The following is a 13,898-nucleotide window of genomic DNA, read 5'->3' as shown; positions in this document are numbered from 1 at the left end:
GGTTTTCGCCCCGGCTAACGCCGGGCACGCGGCGCGCCTTGCGGCGGCCTGGGGTGTATGGTATCGGTGGCTCGATCGTCGATGTCCCGCGAGCGCACGCCAGAGGATGGTAGGGCCGGGCCATGGAGCGCAACCAGCCGCGACGCTGCACGATCTACGTCGTCTCCGACGGCGGCGGGGCCACGGCCGAAGCCGTGGTCGATGCCGTCACCGTTCAATTCCCCGGTGTCGATTTCACCATCGAGCGCCACCCCGGCGTGCGGACCCGCGAGCAGGTGCTGGCGGTGGTGCAAGAGGCGGCCCGCAACAACGGCATCATCGTCCATACCATCGTCATCACCGAGATCCGCCGTCTGCTGCTGCGTGAGTGCCGTCAGCGGGTGATCGACCATGTGGACCTGACCGGACCGCTGCTCGGGCAGATCTCCCAGCACGTCGGCATGCGCCCGCTGCTGCGGCCGGGCGTGTCGCGCGGGTTGAGCGACGAATACTTCCGCCGCATCGACGCGATCCAGTTCACCGTGCAGCACGACGACGGTCAGGGAATCGACAGCCTGCACGAGGCCGACATCGTGCTGGTCGGCGTCTCGCGCTCCTCGAAGACCCCGCTCAGCATCTACCTCTCGATGCGCGGCTGGAAGGTGGCGAACATCCCGATCGTGCTGGGGGTGGAGCCGCCTGCCAAGCTCGATCAGATCGATCAGACCCGCATCGTCGCCCTCACCATCGACAAGGACGAGCTGGTCCGCATCCGGCAGCACCGGGTGCGCTCGCTTGGGGCCGATGAGGACGGCGACTACGCTGATCCGGAGAAGGTCGCCGAGGAGCTGGCCTACTGCCGGCGTATCGTCCGGCGGGGCTATCCCTGGCCCACGGTCGACATCACGGGCAAGTCGATCGAGGAGGCGGCGAAGGAGGTTATCTCGCTGGTGGAGAGCCAGCGCCTGCGTGCCGCGCTGAGCGAACGCCTCGGTGTCGACGCCGATCCCTGGACCGACGGGGGCTGGGAGGACTGACGCGGCCGGAGCGTGGGAGCCGGAGGGGACGTATCGGCACGCCTTGAGGACGAGAGGGCGGGATGGTGGCAGACGAGCGATTCGACATTGCGATCGTGGGTGCCGGGATCGTGGGCCTGGCCACGGCCAGGGAGTTGCTCACGCGCCGGCCCGGGCTCCGCGTGGGTGTCCTCGACAAGGAACCGGCCATCGCCCAGCACCAGACCGGCCACAACAGCGGCGTGATCCACGCCGGGGTCTACTACGCCCCCGGCTCGCTCAAGGCTCGTGCCTGCGTCGCCGGCAAGGCGAAGCTGATCCGCTTCTGCGAAGAGCACCGCATCCCATACGAGCTGTGCGGCAAGGTCATCGTGGCGACGGAGGAGTCGGAGTTGCCGCGCCTGCACGAGCTCTACAAGCGTGGGCAGGCCAACGGCGTGCCGGGCCTGGAGTTGATCGGCCCGAGGCGGCTGCGGGAGCTCGAGCCGCACGTCGAGGGCATCCAGGCGCTCTACTCGCCCACGACCGGCATCGTCGACTTCGGCAGGGTCGCGCACGCGTGTGCTGACGAAGTTCAGGCGCGGGGCGGCACCATCCTGACCGGCCACGAGGTCATCGCCATCACCCAGCGGGACGGGCTCCGCCAGTTGGTCACCCCGGTCGGGACGATCGAGGCGCGGGTCGTGATCACCTGCGCCGGGGTCTACGCCGACCGCGTTGCGCGCCTGACCGGCGCGCCGGAGTCCCCGAAGATCGTCCCCTTCCGCGGCGACTACTACGTGCTACGCCCGGAACGCGCCGGGATGGTGCGGAGCCTGATCTACCCCGTGCCTGACCCCCGCTTCCCCTTCCTCGGGGTCCACTTCACGCGCCGGATCGACGGGAGCGTCTGGCTGGGACCGAACGCGGTGCTGGCCTTCTCCCGCGAGGGCTACCGCTTCCGGGACGTCAACCTCCGCGACCTGAAGGAGACCCTGGCGTTCCCGGGCTTCCGCAAACTGGCCCGGCGCTACTGGCGGACCGGGGGCGCCGAGATGTACCGCGACCTGAGCAAACGCAGCTTCCTCAAGGAGCTGCAGCGCTATATGCCCGACCTGCGGCCCGACGACCTCCTGCCGGGGCCGTCGGGGGTGCGGGCGCAGGCGCTCGCACCGGACGGGTCCCTCGTCGACGACTTCGTGGTGGATCGGCAAGAGGGCGCGCTCCACGTGCGCAACGCGCCCTCTCCCGCAGCGACCTCGTCGCTCGCCATCGCGGAGCTGATCGCGGATGCCGTCGAGGAGACCACGGATCTCGGCCCGGCGCGGGTGTAGGAAAGCGAGCCCTTGTGCCCGGTTCTCGTAAGGGTGACCCTCACCCCGACCCCTCTCCCAACCTTGGGAGAGCGGAGTTGTGGACGGGGCTGATCGAGGACGACGCGATGCGATCAAGGACGTAATACGCAATACGCCCTTACGAACCCTTCCCCTCACCGGGCTCGATCTTGCGCCACCAGGCCGGGACCGCATATGGGTCCTCTTCGCCGTAGGCGTAGCCGGCCCACTCGACCAGGCCGCTGCGGCGGAGCGCGACCGGGATCACCTGCCCGTGGATCACCATGCGCGCGCGGTGTTCGCCCTCCGGCCAGCGTTGCACCGCGGCCTCGTAGGCCTGGCGTGTCGGCTCGTCCATCTGCATCGCCTCGATGAACTCGACGGTGGTGAACTCATCCACGTTGATGCGCTGGATCAGGGGCGCGATGTAGGGTTCGAGGAACTCGATCAGCTCTTCGACCGGGTCCTGACCACGCTGGGCCATGTGTTTCCTCTCACCTCACGACCGGGGCGGTGATGCGCCCGGCGATCCGTTCCCGCAGGCAGAGCAGTGCCCCGGCACCCAACGGGCGACCGGGGCGCTGCGACGTACGCGTTAGTCGTTGCTGCCCTGTCCGACGGCCTTGACCGAACCCACCTTATCGAGGAAGGGGGCAAGCAAGTCGATCGGGACCGGGAAGAGGATGGTGCTGTTACGCTCCGAGGAGACCTCGGTCAGCGTCTGGAGGAAGCGAAGCTGGAGAGCGCCGGGCTGTGAGGTGATGACGGCTGCCGCATCGGCGAGCTGCCGGGCGGCAGCGTACTCGCCCTCGGCGTGGATGATCTTCGCCCGCTTCTCCCGCTCGGCCTCGGCCTGGCGGGCCATCGCCCGCTGCATGATGTCGGGCAGCTCGACGTCCTTGACCTCGACGATGCTCACCTTGATGCCCCAGGGCTCGGTCTGCTCGTCGATGATTGTCTGCAGCGTGTGGTTGATCTTCTCCCGCTCAGCCAGCAGTTCGTCCAGCTCGGCCTGACCAAGCACGCTCCGCAGCGTCGTCTGCGCGATCTGCGACGTGGCGCGGATGTAGTCGGCCACGTTGACGATGGCCGCGTTCGGGTCCATCACCCGGAAGTAGGCGACGGCGTTCACGCGGATCGTGACGTTGTCGCGGGTGATGACCTCCTGAACCGGGATATCCATTGTCACGGTGCGGAGATCGACCTTCACCATCCGTTCAACGAACGGGATGAGCAGGATGATGCCGGGGCCGCGGGCGCCAACGAGACGCCCGAGGCGGAAGACGACGCCCCGCTCGTACTCCTGCACGACCTTGATGGCCGACGTCAGGACGATGAGAACGAACAGGACGACGACGACGGTCACGACAAAAGTTGGGCTCATGCGCTGCTCCTCATCATTCTCCTCCAGCGGATATCAACGGCGCGGGGGAGGATTCCCCGCACGGGTTCGCGCCTAAGCGCCCTGCCCGGCGGCAAGGGCTTGCTCTGACTCGGCCGGCATCACCGTGAGCGTGAGACCGTTGACCGCGATCACACGCACAGACGTGCCCGGCTCGAGCGGCCCCGCGGGGCTCGTCGCGCGCCAGAGCTCGCCTTCGACGAAGACGTAGCCCTCCGGCGCAAGTGGCTGTCGCACGGTGCCGATCGCGCCGATCAACCCCTCGCGGCCGGTCGATGCGCGGCGCAGCCGTGCCTTGGCCACGGCCCCGACGATGAACATGAAGAACCCCGCCACCAGGATGGTCACGACGGCCACCACCAGCTTGGAGATCTGCATCGCCGGGACCGTGGTCGAGTTCATCAGCATAATCGAGCCGAGGGCAAAGGCGGCGATGCCGCCGATAGTGAGCACGCCATGGCTCGTCACGTAGACATCGGCGACAAAGAGCAGGAACCCGAAGCCCATGAGGAGCACGCCGGCCCAGTTGACGTCCAGACTCCCGAGCGAGAAGAGCGCCAGCAGGACGAAGATGCCGCCCAGCACCCCCGGCAGGATCGACCCGGGGTTGGCTAGCTCCAGAAAGATGCCGAGCATTCCCAGGCTCAGCAGGATGTACGCGATGCTCGGGTCGCTGATCAACTGGAAGAACTGCTCACCGAGTCCCATGCCCTCGGTGCGAATTTCGGCACCGCGGGTCTGCAGTGTGACCGGGCCCGCGGCTGTCTCCACCGTGCGGCCATCCACCTGATCGAGGAGCGTCGGCAGGTCGGGCGCGATGAGGTCGATCACGTTCAACTCGAGCGCCTGCTGGGCGGTGATGTTCGCAGCCTCACGCACGGCCTGCTCTGCCCAGTCGGCGTTACGCCCGCGGGCCTCGGCGAACCCACGAATCTGCGCCACGGCGTCGTTGACGACCTTCTGGGTCATCGCGTCGTCGGCATCCTGCGGCTGGCCGCTGTCGTCCAGGAAGACGGGAGTGGCCGAACCGATGTTGGTGGACGGCGCCATGGCGGCGACGTGGGCGGCGTAGGTGATGTAGACCCCGGCCGATCCCGCTCGTGCGCCCGACGGCGCGACGTAGACGATCACCGGGACCGGGCTGGCGAAAATGTCTGTCGTGATGTCGTTCATTGCGCTGCTCAGCCCGCCGGGTGTGTTCATCCGCAGGACGACCGCCGATGCACCGACGCGCTCGGCGTCCCGCAGGCCCCGCTCGACATAGTTGGCGACTACCGGGGTGATGGCACCATCGATATCGAGCAGCATGACGCTCGGGGTCGCGGCCTGCACGCCGGGCGCGATCATCGACGCTAGCGCCAACAGCACGGCGGTGATGAGGATTGTGAGGCGGTGGGTTGGGATTCGCGGCTGGGGATAAGTCATGGTGTCGGCGCTCCTGTCCACTCTCATTATACGAAATGTTTCGCGCGCTGGCGGGCATTGCGCCGTTATGTTTTGGGAGGAATGGGCTGCTGTCGCCGCCGTTTCCGCGCGCTACCCTGGTGGCAGAGGAGGCTTTAGGGCCGTCCGGGGAAACTGGGAGCGCGGGGGACGAGAATGGGCTCGGGAGCGTGCATCGCGCGTATCGTGCGCATCGTGTCGTGTGCGGCGCTGCTTGCCGTCGCGCTGGCGGCGACGCCGGCCGCCGCGGCGCAGCCGATCGACAACTATGCGATGGCGCAGGTCTGGGCGCGGCTCGACCGGCCGGTCGCCGAGGGGCGGGTCAGCCGGGCCTGGGTCTGGGGGCCGGAGCCGATCAGTCCCCTCCTGCTGGAGCCATACGCCGGGGCCCGCGCGGGGAGCGCAGCGGGCCGACGCTGGGTGCAGTACTTCGATAAGGGCCGCCTGGAGGTCGCTGACGGCGCGAACGGCGAGCCCGGTCCCGTCACGAGCGGCCGCCTGGCGGCCGAGTTGATCACCGGGCGCATCCAGCTCGGCGCCAGTGAGACTCAGGACGTGGGCCCCGCAGAGATCCCCATTGTCGGGGAAATAGCCGACCCCGGGGCGCCCACCTACGCCACCTTCTCCCCGCTTCTGCGCTACGAGCCGATTCCGACCGGCTGGACCGTGATCCAGGTGGTTGACCGCGCCGGACGTGTGACGAGCGACCCAGCGCTCGCTGAGTATGGCGTCACCGCTGCGGTATTGGTTCCGGAGACGAACCACACTGTAGCGTCGGTCTTCTGGGACTACCTGCACTCCTCTGGGCCGGTCTGGGCCGGGTGGGAGTTCCGCGATGAGCGGCTTTTCCCGGACCCCTTCGCCGTCACCGGCTTTCCGATCTCCGAGGCCTACTGGGCCTGGGTGCAGGTCGACGGCCAGCCGCGTCCGGTGTTGCTCCAGGCGTTCGAGCGCCGTGTCCTGACCTACACGCCAGCTAACCCCGCGGGCTGGCAGGTGGAGTCGGCCAACGTCGGGCGCCACTACTACACCTGGCGCTACCTCGACGACCGCGGCGAGCCGGCGTTGCGGATCGGCAGCGTCGCCTACCGTCCGGATGCGACCGGGAAGTGGGTCTTCATTGGCACCGTCCGCAATCTGTCCCGCGGCGCCTACGGCGACGTGGCCGTCACGGTGAACCTCTACGATGAGAACGGCGAGGTGATCGCCAGCCAAACGGGACCCCTCGACCTGGCACCTCTGGGCCCCGGTGAAACCCTGCCATTCCGGGTTTGGCTGGACAGCGGTGATCCGTTCGCGCGGGCCGAGGTGCTGGCGACCGGCCAGCCCGGGGAGCGCCGCGCCCACCCGACGCTGGTCGTCGAGCGTGAATCGGCCACCGGCTTCGACGGCGACCGCTTCAGCGTCCGGGCCGAGGTGCGCAACGTCGGGGAGACCCGCGTGCGCTATACAGCCTACGTCGTGGCGCTCTACGACCGGCACGACCGTATCGTCGGCTATACCTGGGGCCTGGCAGACCCCCCATCTCTGGAGCCCGGCGCGCGTGCCACTATCACCACCAGCATCGACAAGCCACCTCCCACCGCTGTCCGCTACCGCCTGTTCGTCACCGGGCAATGAAGCCGCGGCCAGCGCTCGCATCCTCGCCACGATGACGATCCCGGCGTTGGGTGACCTTGCTGCCTGACACCACCGGGGAGCGGCGGGGGTAGACGAGGCATTCCCCTTGATCGCACGTCGGCGGCCGAACCATCTTGCCTTTTATCGAAACGTGGGCTAGGCTCGCAACGGGTCCGGTACACACAATCGCTTGACCTCAGCATCATTGTTTGCATGCGGCCGGCTTGTGCGTTGTTGTTGGTCCGCGGAGCCGGCCGGGCCGTGCTCCACTGGCTCCTGTCGCTTCCCTAAGTGAGCCTGCTGGGTTCAGGGAGAGGGATCTCGATGGTGTTGATGTATCCAACGTCGTTGCCCGACGATGTCGCGAGCGCGGCAGAGCGGCGACTGTTCCGGCTGTTCCAGGCACAGTTGCCGGATGACTTCGTGGTCCTGCACAGCGTGAAATGGCTCGTGCGCGAGCAGCGCTTCGACCGGGACGGCGAGGCCGACTTCCTGATTGTTCACCCGGATCTCGGGATCCTGGTGCTCGAAGTCAAGGGTGGCGGTGTCCGCGTCGATGACCAGTCCGGCACCTGGTCCACAGTTGATCGCCACGGCGAGGAGCATGTCCTGAAGCGGAGTCCGTTCGACCAGGCGAGGCACAACGCATACGCGCTCCGCGGCAAGCTAGAGGAGATGCCGGCGACTCGCCCCTTCGAGTATCGCGTGGAGTATGGCGTTGCCCTCCCCGACGTCACAGTCGGCAGCGACGGCATCGGTGCCTACGGGCATCGTGAGAAGATCATCGACTCCACGGATCTGCACGCACTCGAAGCCGCGGTACGGCGCGTCATGGGCCCGCCCGGTGAGGTGTCCCCGCTGCCGAAGGCTGCCGTTGACGCGGTCGTGGATGCGTTCAAGCCGGTGCGCGAGATCGTGCGGCGTGGGTTGAACGCTGAAACCCTTGAGGCGGAGGAGCAGATCATTCGCCTGACGGAGCAGCAGTATCGCGTGCTCGACGGCTTGCGGCTCAACACCCGTGCGCTGATCTCCGGCTGCGCCGGTTCCGGGAAGACGATGCTCGCCCTGGAGAAGGCCCGCCGGCTGGCACGCGAGGGATCGCGGGTCCTCTTCACCTGCTTCAACAGGGCCTTGGCCGAGTGGATCAGAGAACAACTGCGCGGAGAGCCGCCGGAGGTCAGCGGCAACGTCGAGGTCCACCACTACCACAGTCTTGCGTATCGATGGTGCGACCGTGCCGGTGTGCAGATTCCGCCGGTGCCCGACGACGGAACGCAGCACCACTTCAGCAAGGTTGTCCCGGAGAAATTCCTGGAGGCCATCGAACGCACCGAGGAGCGGTTCGACGCCGTTATCGTCGATGAGGGGCAGGACTTCAAGACGGATTGGTTCGTCACGCTGCTCTACCTCCTCCGCGATGAAGACCGGGGCGTCTACTACATCTTCTTCGACGACAACCAGCGGATCTACACGCAGGAGGCCGTCTTCCCATTCGATGGGGTTCGCTACTCGCTGTCGGTCAATTGCCGCAACACCCAGCGTATCCATGAGGCGGTCATCCGGTACTACCGAGGCGCGCTCCCGCCGGAGGTCCAGGGGCCGCCGGGGCTGGAGATTGAGTTCATCGATGATGGGGGTGGGCGACCGCTCGTCGGACTGTCCCGCGCACTCCATCGTCTGGTGACCGAAGAACGCGTGCCGCGTAACCACATCGTCGTGCTGACGCCGAACAGCGAGGCGAAGAGCGCGTTGAAGGAAGGTGCGCGGGTCGGCACGGTCGAGCTGACCTGGAAGCCGAACCCCGGACCGAATCAGGTGCGGGTTGCTACCATCTACTCCTTCAAGGGCCTGGAAAGCCCGATCGTCGTGGTGGCGGAGCTGGATCGTCTCGCGGCGCGTGGGACCTACGATGCGGTGCTGTACGTGGCGCTTTCCCGCGCCCGCTCTCATGTGGTCGTCGTCGGCGAACTCCCTGAGCCCGCGGCGGATACCCCGGCGCCGCCGGTTACGGCACTGTCGGCGGGCGAGTCCGATCACAAGCCGGGAAATGACGATATCGCGTCGGATGCCCTCGCGTCCGAAGCTGACGTTACCGATGGCGAGGACGAGACCGTGGATGTTGGAGGGGACGTGTCGGATGTCCGCGCCGAGGTGAGTACAGCGGAAGCTGCTGTGGAAACTGAGGCCGGCGGAGATGGTGAGGTCGAGCCCGAGGGCGCGAGCCCAGAATGTGCTGGTGAAGAGCCGGATCCGGAATCCACAGGGTATACGCAGGCGCGGCATCGGAGTCGCCTGGTCGCTGACGCGCTCCGCGAGCTGGCCGTCCTGATCGGGGAACCCGGGGACGAGCCCGTGGTGCTACCGGGGGGCGCAACGGTCCAGCCGGGGCTCGGCTTTGCGCGGGACGCCGAGGCACTCCTGGTCCGCGCTCGCGATCTCGACCTGGGGCTGTTCAAGGTGCTGGTACTGGGTGAGTTTAAGAACGGCAAGAGCACCCTCCTCAATGCGATGCTCGGCAGCCCCGCCCTCCCGGCCAAGGCGGCACCGGCTACGGCAATCATTACTGCCCTGGTGCACGGCGAGAACGAGGGGGTGCGCGTCTACGAGGTCGGACAGGACACCCCGCGGGTGCTCAGCCGGGAGGAGTTCCTCCGCGAGTTCCAATTGACTCCTGCCGATCAACAAGCGCTCGATGCACACGAACCGATCGACCGCTTCCAACACATCCGCTATGCGGAGATGGAAACCCTGCACCCCTTGTGCGCTAACGGCGTGATGCTGATCGACTCGCCGGGCCTGGGCGAGCATGCCAGTCGCACCCGCGTGGCAACGGATTTCTTGAAGCAGGTCCAGGCGGTCGTGTTCGTGCTCAACGCGAAGCGCATCCTCAGCCTGGATGAGCGAGAGTTTATCGAGCACGCCCTGGGGCCGGGGCGCCTGACGCACGTCTTCTTCGTGGTCAACTACGTGAATCAGTTGGACGAGCCGTCGGACGTCGAGGACATCAAGGAGTTCGTCAGGCTCGCGTTGGGGCGACACTTCCTCGACGAGGATGGCGCGTTCGATGCCGACCTTTACGACCGTCGCGTCTTCTTCATCGATGCGCGCGGCGCGCTTCGCGCCAGGAGTCAGGATCCGGTCGACACAACGGCGTTGGAGGCGTCGGGCGTGCCGGCCTTCGAGCGGGAGCTGGAGCGATTCCTGACCAGTGATGAAAAGCTCCAGGCCGCCCTCCAGTCACCGCTGCCGATGCTGCGCCACATCGCCGCTCGGGTTGAGCGGAAAGTGGCCGATGACTGCGCCGCACTCGACCAGCCGGTCGAGGAATTGGAGCGTCGTCATCAGGCTGCACTGGAAAGTCTGCGCCAACTGGATCTCCAGCGGCAGGAGATTGAGCGGACTGTGCGGCTCCATGGCGAGTCGATCTCGCGGGCGGTCTACGCCAATCTCCAGGAGTACGTGTCAGAGCTGCGCTCCACCTGGCCGCAGGACTCCGAGCGGTTCATCAAGCTCGAAGAGTTGACCCTTCTCGCCTCGGTCGAGTCGCTTTGGCGCGACCAGACCAAAGAGCGTATCGCCAGCTCAATCGAAGCCGAACTGAAGCACTACCTGCACACCAAGTTGGCGCGCTGGCAAGAGCAGGTGTCGGTGGTGATTGAGCCGGACATCGCGAGATTGGCGGCCGACGTCGACGCCGAGATCGCCGCCTTCAACGTACGGCTCGACGAGATCGCCGAGGCGTTCTCGGTCGGACATGCACGGCGCACCATCGCTGAAGAGGTGGAAGGGGACCGTACCCGCAAGTTGCTCCAGGCGGCTGCTGGCGGGATCATGCTCGATCCGTCGCAGGTCCACGGGGCTCTCTTCGGCAAGGCCGACTGGATCGGGTTCTTCCGCAGGGTGGTGGAGCAGGTCGTACTCGCGAGTGCCCTCCCCTGGATCTTGCCGGGCGGTCCACTGCTCTGGGCGGCGTACATCGCAATCGAGGCGAGCCTCATTAGATACCATGCCAACCGGGTGCGGAAACAGCTCCGTAGCGCGCTCGGGGAGAAGCTGTTTGAGCAGCTCGCACAAGATCTTCCGGCTCGCCGGGACGAGATCGAGGCTGCGCTGCGCGCGCAGTTTGACGTGGCGGCGACCGTAGTCACCCGTGCGCTCCAGGCGGAGATCGACAAGGTGCGCAATGAACAGCAGCGGATCATTGTCCGGATGCGCGAAGCGTCGTTCTCGGCCGAGCAGGAGAAGGCGCGGCTGCGGGCGATCGGCCAGCGGGTTGACGTTTTGGTGGACACGGTGTTGGACGCTGCTACCGGTGCGCAGGAGGATCCCCGTGAGGTGGTGGCCGCGGGGGTGGGTAAGCGGCTCGGTGCCGCCGGTGCCAAAACCGGACTCACCGTCGCCGACGAATGAGCGCCATGCCGACAGAGAGGCTAACGGATACGGGTTCCCAGGGAGCAGACACCGGCCGTTTGGTCCGGATCACACGTCGGCTCCGGAGTCATGCCGACTTCCCGCCGCTGATGGGCCTCTGCCGGGAGCTTGAGAGCACCATCTTGAGAAAAGAGCGTCGCGTCGTCTTCGTAGGGGTTCTGAAAACGGGCAAGTCGACGCTTATCAATGCGCTGTTGGGCGCGCCCATCCTCCCGGTCCGCGCCAACCGCGCCACTGGTGTCCCGGTACGAGTGGGCTACGCGGAGCGTCTGACGGCCACCGTGGTACGAGATCACGGGCGTGGAACAGAGGAGGCTCGAGTCTGGCCGGATGAGCTTGCACGCTACATCCTCCTCGATCTCACTACCTCGATCGCGGTCCCACCGCCGAGGATCGGTGAGGTCCGCATTGGCGTTCCCGTGCCCGCGTTGCAGGCGGGTTGGACTCTGGTGGACACGCCTGGACTCCAGGATACCCCCGCGCTCACCGAGCGCACGCTGGGCGAGATCGAGTGCGCCGACCTCGCGGTGCTCGTGCTTGCTGCCGACAAGCTCCTGTCCGAGTCCGAGCAGGCGATGGCGCACACCTTGAACGCCCGCCTGCGCGGGAATGTCATCTTCGTGATCAACCGGCTCGGGCTTGTCGAGGAAAAAGATCGGTCGGAGATTCTCCAGCGCGCCCGGGATGTGCTGGGCGGGCTGGGGAACTGCCTCGTAGGGAACCCCGCCATTTTCGCGTGTGATGCGCGCGCCGCGTTGGCCGGTGCACCCGACCCCGGGTTCCGGGCGTTCGAGCGGCACCTGGGTACCTTGTTGACCGGAGCAGCGGGTGAGCGGATTGCCGTACTCTCCCGCGTCGCCTGGGCGGAGTCTCGCATCACATCGGCCCACGACGCCGCTAGTACAGCCTTGGCTGAAAACGAAGCCAAGAGAGCGGCCGTGGTTGCGGACGAGGAGTCAGCCCGAGACCGGGAGCGGCGCCATCGGCGCCAGGCGATACGAGAAGCCCACATGGCGCTGCGGCGGCTGCGGAGTGAGATTCACGGCCTCGTCGAGCCGTTCGTCGACGACGCGGCGCGGAGCGCGGTTGAACTCGTCGATGCCGACCGGGCATGGCCGAAACGGCTGACGGTGTGCTTCCGCGGGCCGCTCAAGGCTGTCCACGATCGTGTGACCGCCCGGGTTGCGGGGAGCCTCGCGCCGCTTGAGTTGACTGCCCCTACCCTATGGTTCGCGGTGACCGCGGAGGAGGCGGTGGAACACATGCTGGACCAATCGCGGGCGCTACGTGAGTCAGTCGCGGCCTACCATGTGTATACCGGCGTGGCGGCCGGATCGGGGATGAGCGCGACGCTGAGCCGATGGCTTTGCAACTGGCTGTACAGCCCCAGCATGAGCCGTGAGCAGCTTGAGAAGGCCGTGCGGCAGACGGCGGAAGCGTTGCTCCCACGGTTGGTGGCGGACGTACGGCATCACCTCGACGTGGTGGATGAACTCCTCGCCGCGGCTGCGTCCACGGACGTTTGCCATGACCCATCGGCTGCGGTCCAGGAGGCGACGGCGGCCGTTATCGAGGCCGAGCGGCTGGTGACCAGGATAGAGATGCTGAGACGGGCTATCGCGGAAGCCGCACGGGAGGCGCTCGCGTGAGTTGGGAGTCGCAGTTCCAGGAACAGTGGGTTACGCTCGTCGACAGCGTCGAGACACACGCGCGCCGCGCCCTGGCTGGTCGCCCGCTGCTTGACGTAGCGGCGCTCGACGAGATCCTGCAGCGCGAGGTCGCCAAGTGGAATCGACCCAGCCACTACAACGGGGCCTGGCTCGCGAAACTCGCGGGCACACATCCGGAGGTGGCCGCTCGCTTTCGGGCGACGCTGGGAAACTTGCGTGCGGTTCGCCCGCTTGTGCCACAGATCGGGAACCCGTGGCTCCGCGTGGCACTGGTGGTAGCTCTCGTTGCCGCAGCATTCTTCATCGCTTGGTGGCAGACAGACCGGCTGCTGGTGCACGTAGCGGCGCCGCTCACTGCGGGCATCGTGTTTGGGTCACTGGTCCGCGCGCGGTGGCAAGCAGCCCGGGAGCTGGCCATCGACCGAGCGGTCGGCGCATTCCTCGCTGACCTCGATGGTGTTGGCCGCCAGCTCCGTGAGGCCGCCGCGGAGGCGGATCGCATGGACGACCCCGAGGATCGTCGTCTTCGGGCCTGAGGCGATCTACCACACCGCGTCAGCGAGACCCGGCGGAGGATGCGGGACCCGACGGGTTATGGAGGTTGACGAAATCACCTTGTCTCCGGCCGCGGCCGCCGGACTGACGCCGAATGATTGCTGATGCCGGTCGGGATGAGGAGGGCGCACAGCCACATGACACGGTGTCCACCGGTCGGAATGTGCCCGGGCCTAAAGGCGTTTCATTACTGAATCGGACAACTCAGTCACAAGACGCTGCGAGGTGTGACACGACGTGCTGGCCGGATAAACGCCGCGCTGAGCACGGCGCAAGCGCCGATCTCCCCGGCGAGCATTATCCGAATCAGTTGTGAAACTCCGCTGAATATGGGAAAGCCCACTGAAGGGGCTGCGATGGCCACGCCCGGGCGTATCCGGTTCGGCACCGCGCCGGGCGCCGCGTCCCTAGCCCCTTCAGTGGGCTTTGTTTCTTAGCCCGGCGGCTTTAGCCCCGGGCACATTCCGCA

General features: G+C 66.8%; 9 protein-coding genes. 6 read left to right on the top strand and 3 right to left on the bottom strand.

Annotated elements, in window-relative coordinates:
• The first annotated feature begins 122 nt into the window (after positions 1–122).
• Together STHE_RS09395 and lhgO are read left to right on the top strand one after the other, a co-directional pair.
• A complete protein-coding gene (locus STHE_RS09395; protein ID WP_012872338.1) occupies positions 123–1,016 on the top strand; it encodes a pyruvate, water dikinase regulatory protein in 894 nt (297 codons plus the stop codon).
• Between the two features lie 62 nt (positions 1,017–1,078).
• The gene (gene lhgO / locus STHE_RS09390) at positions 1,079–2,308 is read left to right on the top strand and encodes an L-2-hydroxyglutarate oxidase (protein ID WP_012872337.1); all 1,230 of its coding nucleotides are present in this window, start codon (positions 1,079–1,081) and stop codon (positions 2,306–2,308) included.
• A 139-nt stretch (positions 2,309–2,447) separates the two neighbouring features.
• Here the strand turns inward: lhgO and STHE_RS09385 are convergent, their stop codons facing one another.
• The 3 genes from STHE_RS09385 to STHE_RS09375 form a co-directional block, all read right to left on the bottom strand.
• Positions 2,448–2,792 (bottom strand): hypothetical protein, encoded by a 345-nt coding sequence (locus STHE_RS09385; RefSeq protein WP_012872336.1) that lies wholly within the window; start codon positions 2,790–2,792, stop codon positions 2,448–2,450.
• Between the two features lie 111 nt (positions 2,793–2,903).
• Positions 2,904–3,692 (bottom strand): slipin family protein, encoded by a 789-nt coding sequence (locus tag STHE_RS09380; RefSeq protein ID WP_012872335.1) that lies wholly within the window; start codon positions 3,690–3,692, stop codon positions 2,904–2,906.
• 72 nt (positions 3,693–3,764) lie between these two features.
• Positions 3,765–5,135 carry an NfeD family protein gene (locus tag STHE_RS09375; RefSeq protein ID WP_012872334.1) on the bottom strand — a complete coding sequence of 457 codons (1,371 nt, stop codon included), beginning with the start codon at positions 5,133–5,135 and terminating at the stop codon, positions 3,765–3,767.
• Between the two features lie 174 nt (positions 5,136–5,309).
• Between STHE_RS09375 and STHE_RS17975 the strand changes: the two genes are divergently transcribed.
• From STHE_RS17975 to STHE_RS09355, 4 genes are all read left to right on the top strand, one after another.
• The gene (locus STHE_RS17975) at positions 5,310–6,773 is read left to right on the top strand and encodes an FxLYD domain-containing protein (protein WP_012872333.1); all 1,464 of its coding nucleotides are present in this window, start codon (positions 5,310–5,312) and stop codon (positions 6,771–6,773) included.
• Positions 6,774–7,106: 333 nt separating this feature from the next.
• Positions 7,107–11,183, top strand: coding sequence for a dynamin family protein (locus STHE_RS09365; protein ID WP_169308188.1), 4,077 nt, complete (start codon positions 7,107–7,109; stop codon positions 11,181–11,183).
• A gap of 5 nt (positions 11,184–11,188) precedes the next feature.
• Positions 11,189–12,853 carry a dynamin family protein gene (locus tag STHE_RS09360; protein WP_041398984.1) on the top strand — a complete coding sequence of 555 codons (1,665 nt, stop codon included), beginning with the start codon at positions 11,189–11,191 and terminating at the stop codon, positions 12,851–12,853.
• Positions 12,850–13,410, top strand: coding sequence for a hypothetical protein (locus STHE_RS09355; RefSeq protein ID WP_012872330.1), 561 nt, complete (start codon positions 12,850–12,852; stop codon positions 13,408–13,410). Before STHE_RS09360 ends, STHE_RS09355 begins: the two co-directional genes overlap by 4 nt.
• The last annotated feature ends 488 nt before the right edge of the window (positions 13,411–13,898 follow it).

The sequence above is a fragment of the Sphaerobacter thermophilus DSM 20745 genome, from assembly GCF_000024985.1.
Classification (GTDB): Bacteria; Chloroflexota; Chloroflexia; order Thermomicrobiales; family Thermomicrobiaceae; genus Sphaerobacter; species Sphaerobacter thermophilus.
Note: the sequence above shows the minus strand (reverse complement) of the source record. Positions and strands in the feature narration are given on the sequence as shown.

Excerpts from the sequence above, each read along its gene's own strand:
- STHE_RS09380 (WP_012872335.1), bottom strand. The coding sequence starts at position 3,692 with ATGAGCCCAACTTTTGTCGTGACCGTCGTCGTCGTCCTGTTCGTTCTC.
- STHE_RS09365 (WP_169308188.1), top strand. The coding sequence starts at position 7,107 with ATGTATCCAACGTCGTTGCCCGACGATGTCGCGAGCGCGGCAGAGCGG.
- STHE_RS17975 (WP_012872333.1), top strand. The coding sequence starts at position 5,310 with ATGGGCTCGGGAGCGTGCATCGCGCGTATCGTGCGCATCGTGTCGTGT.
- STHE_RS09385 (WP_012872336.1), bottom strand. The coding sequence starts at position 2,792 with ATGGCCCAGCGTGGTCAGGACCCGGTCGAAGAGCTGATCGAGTTCCTC.
- lhgO (WP_012872337.1), top strand. The coding sequence starts at position 1,079 with ATGGTGGCAGACGAGCGATTCGACATTGCGATCGTGGGTGCCGGGATC.
- STHE_RS09395 (WP_012872338.1), top strand. The coding sequence starts at position 123 with ATGGAGCGCAACCAGCCGCGACGCTGCACGATCTACGTCGTCTCCGAC.
- STHE_RS09360 (WP_041398984.1), top strand. The coding sequence starts at position 11,189 with ATGCCGACAGAGAGGCTAACGGATACGGGTTCCCAGGGAGCAGACACC.
- STHE_RS09375 (WP_012872334.1), bottom strand. The coding sequence starts at position 5,135 with ATGACTTATCCCCAGCCGCGAATCCCAACCCACCGCCTCACAATCCTC.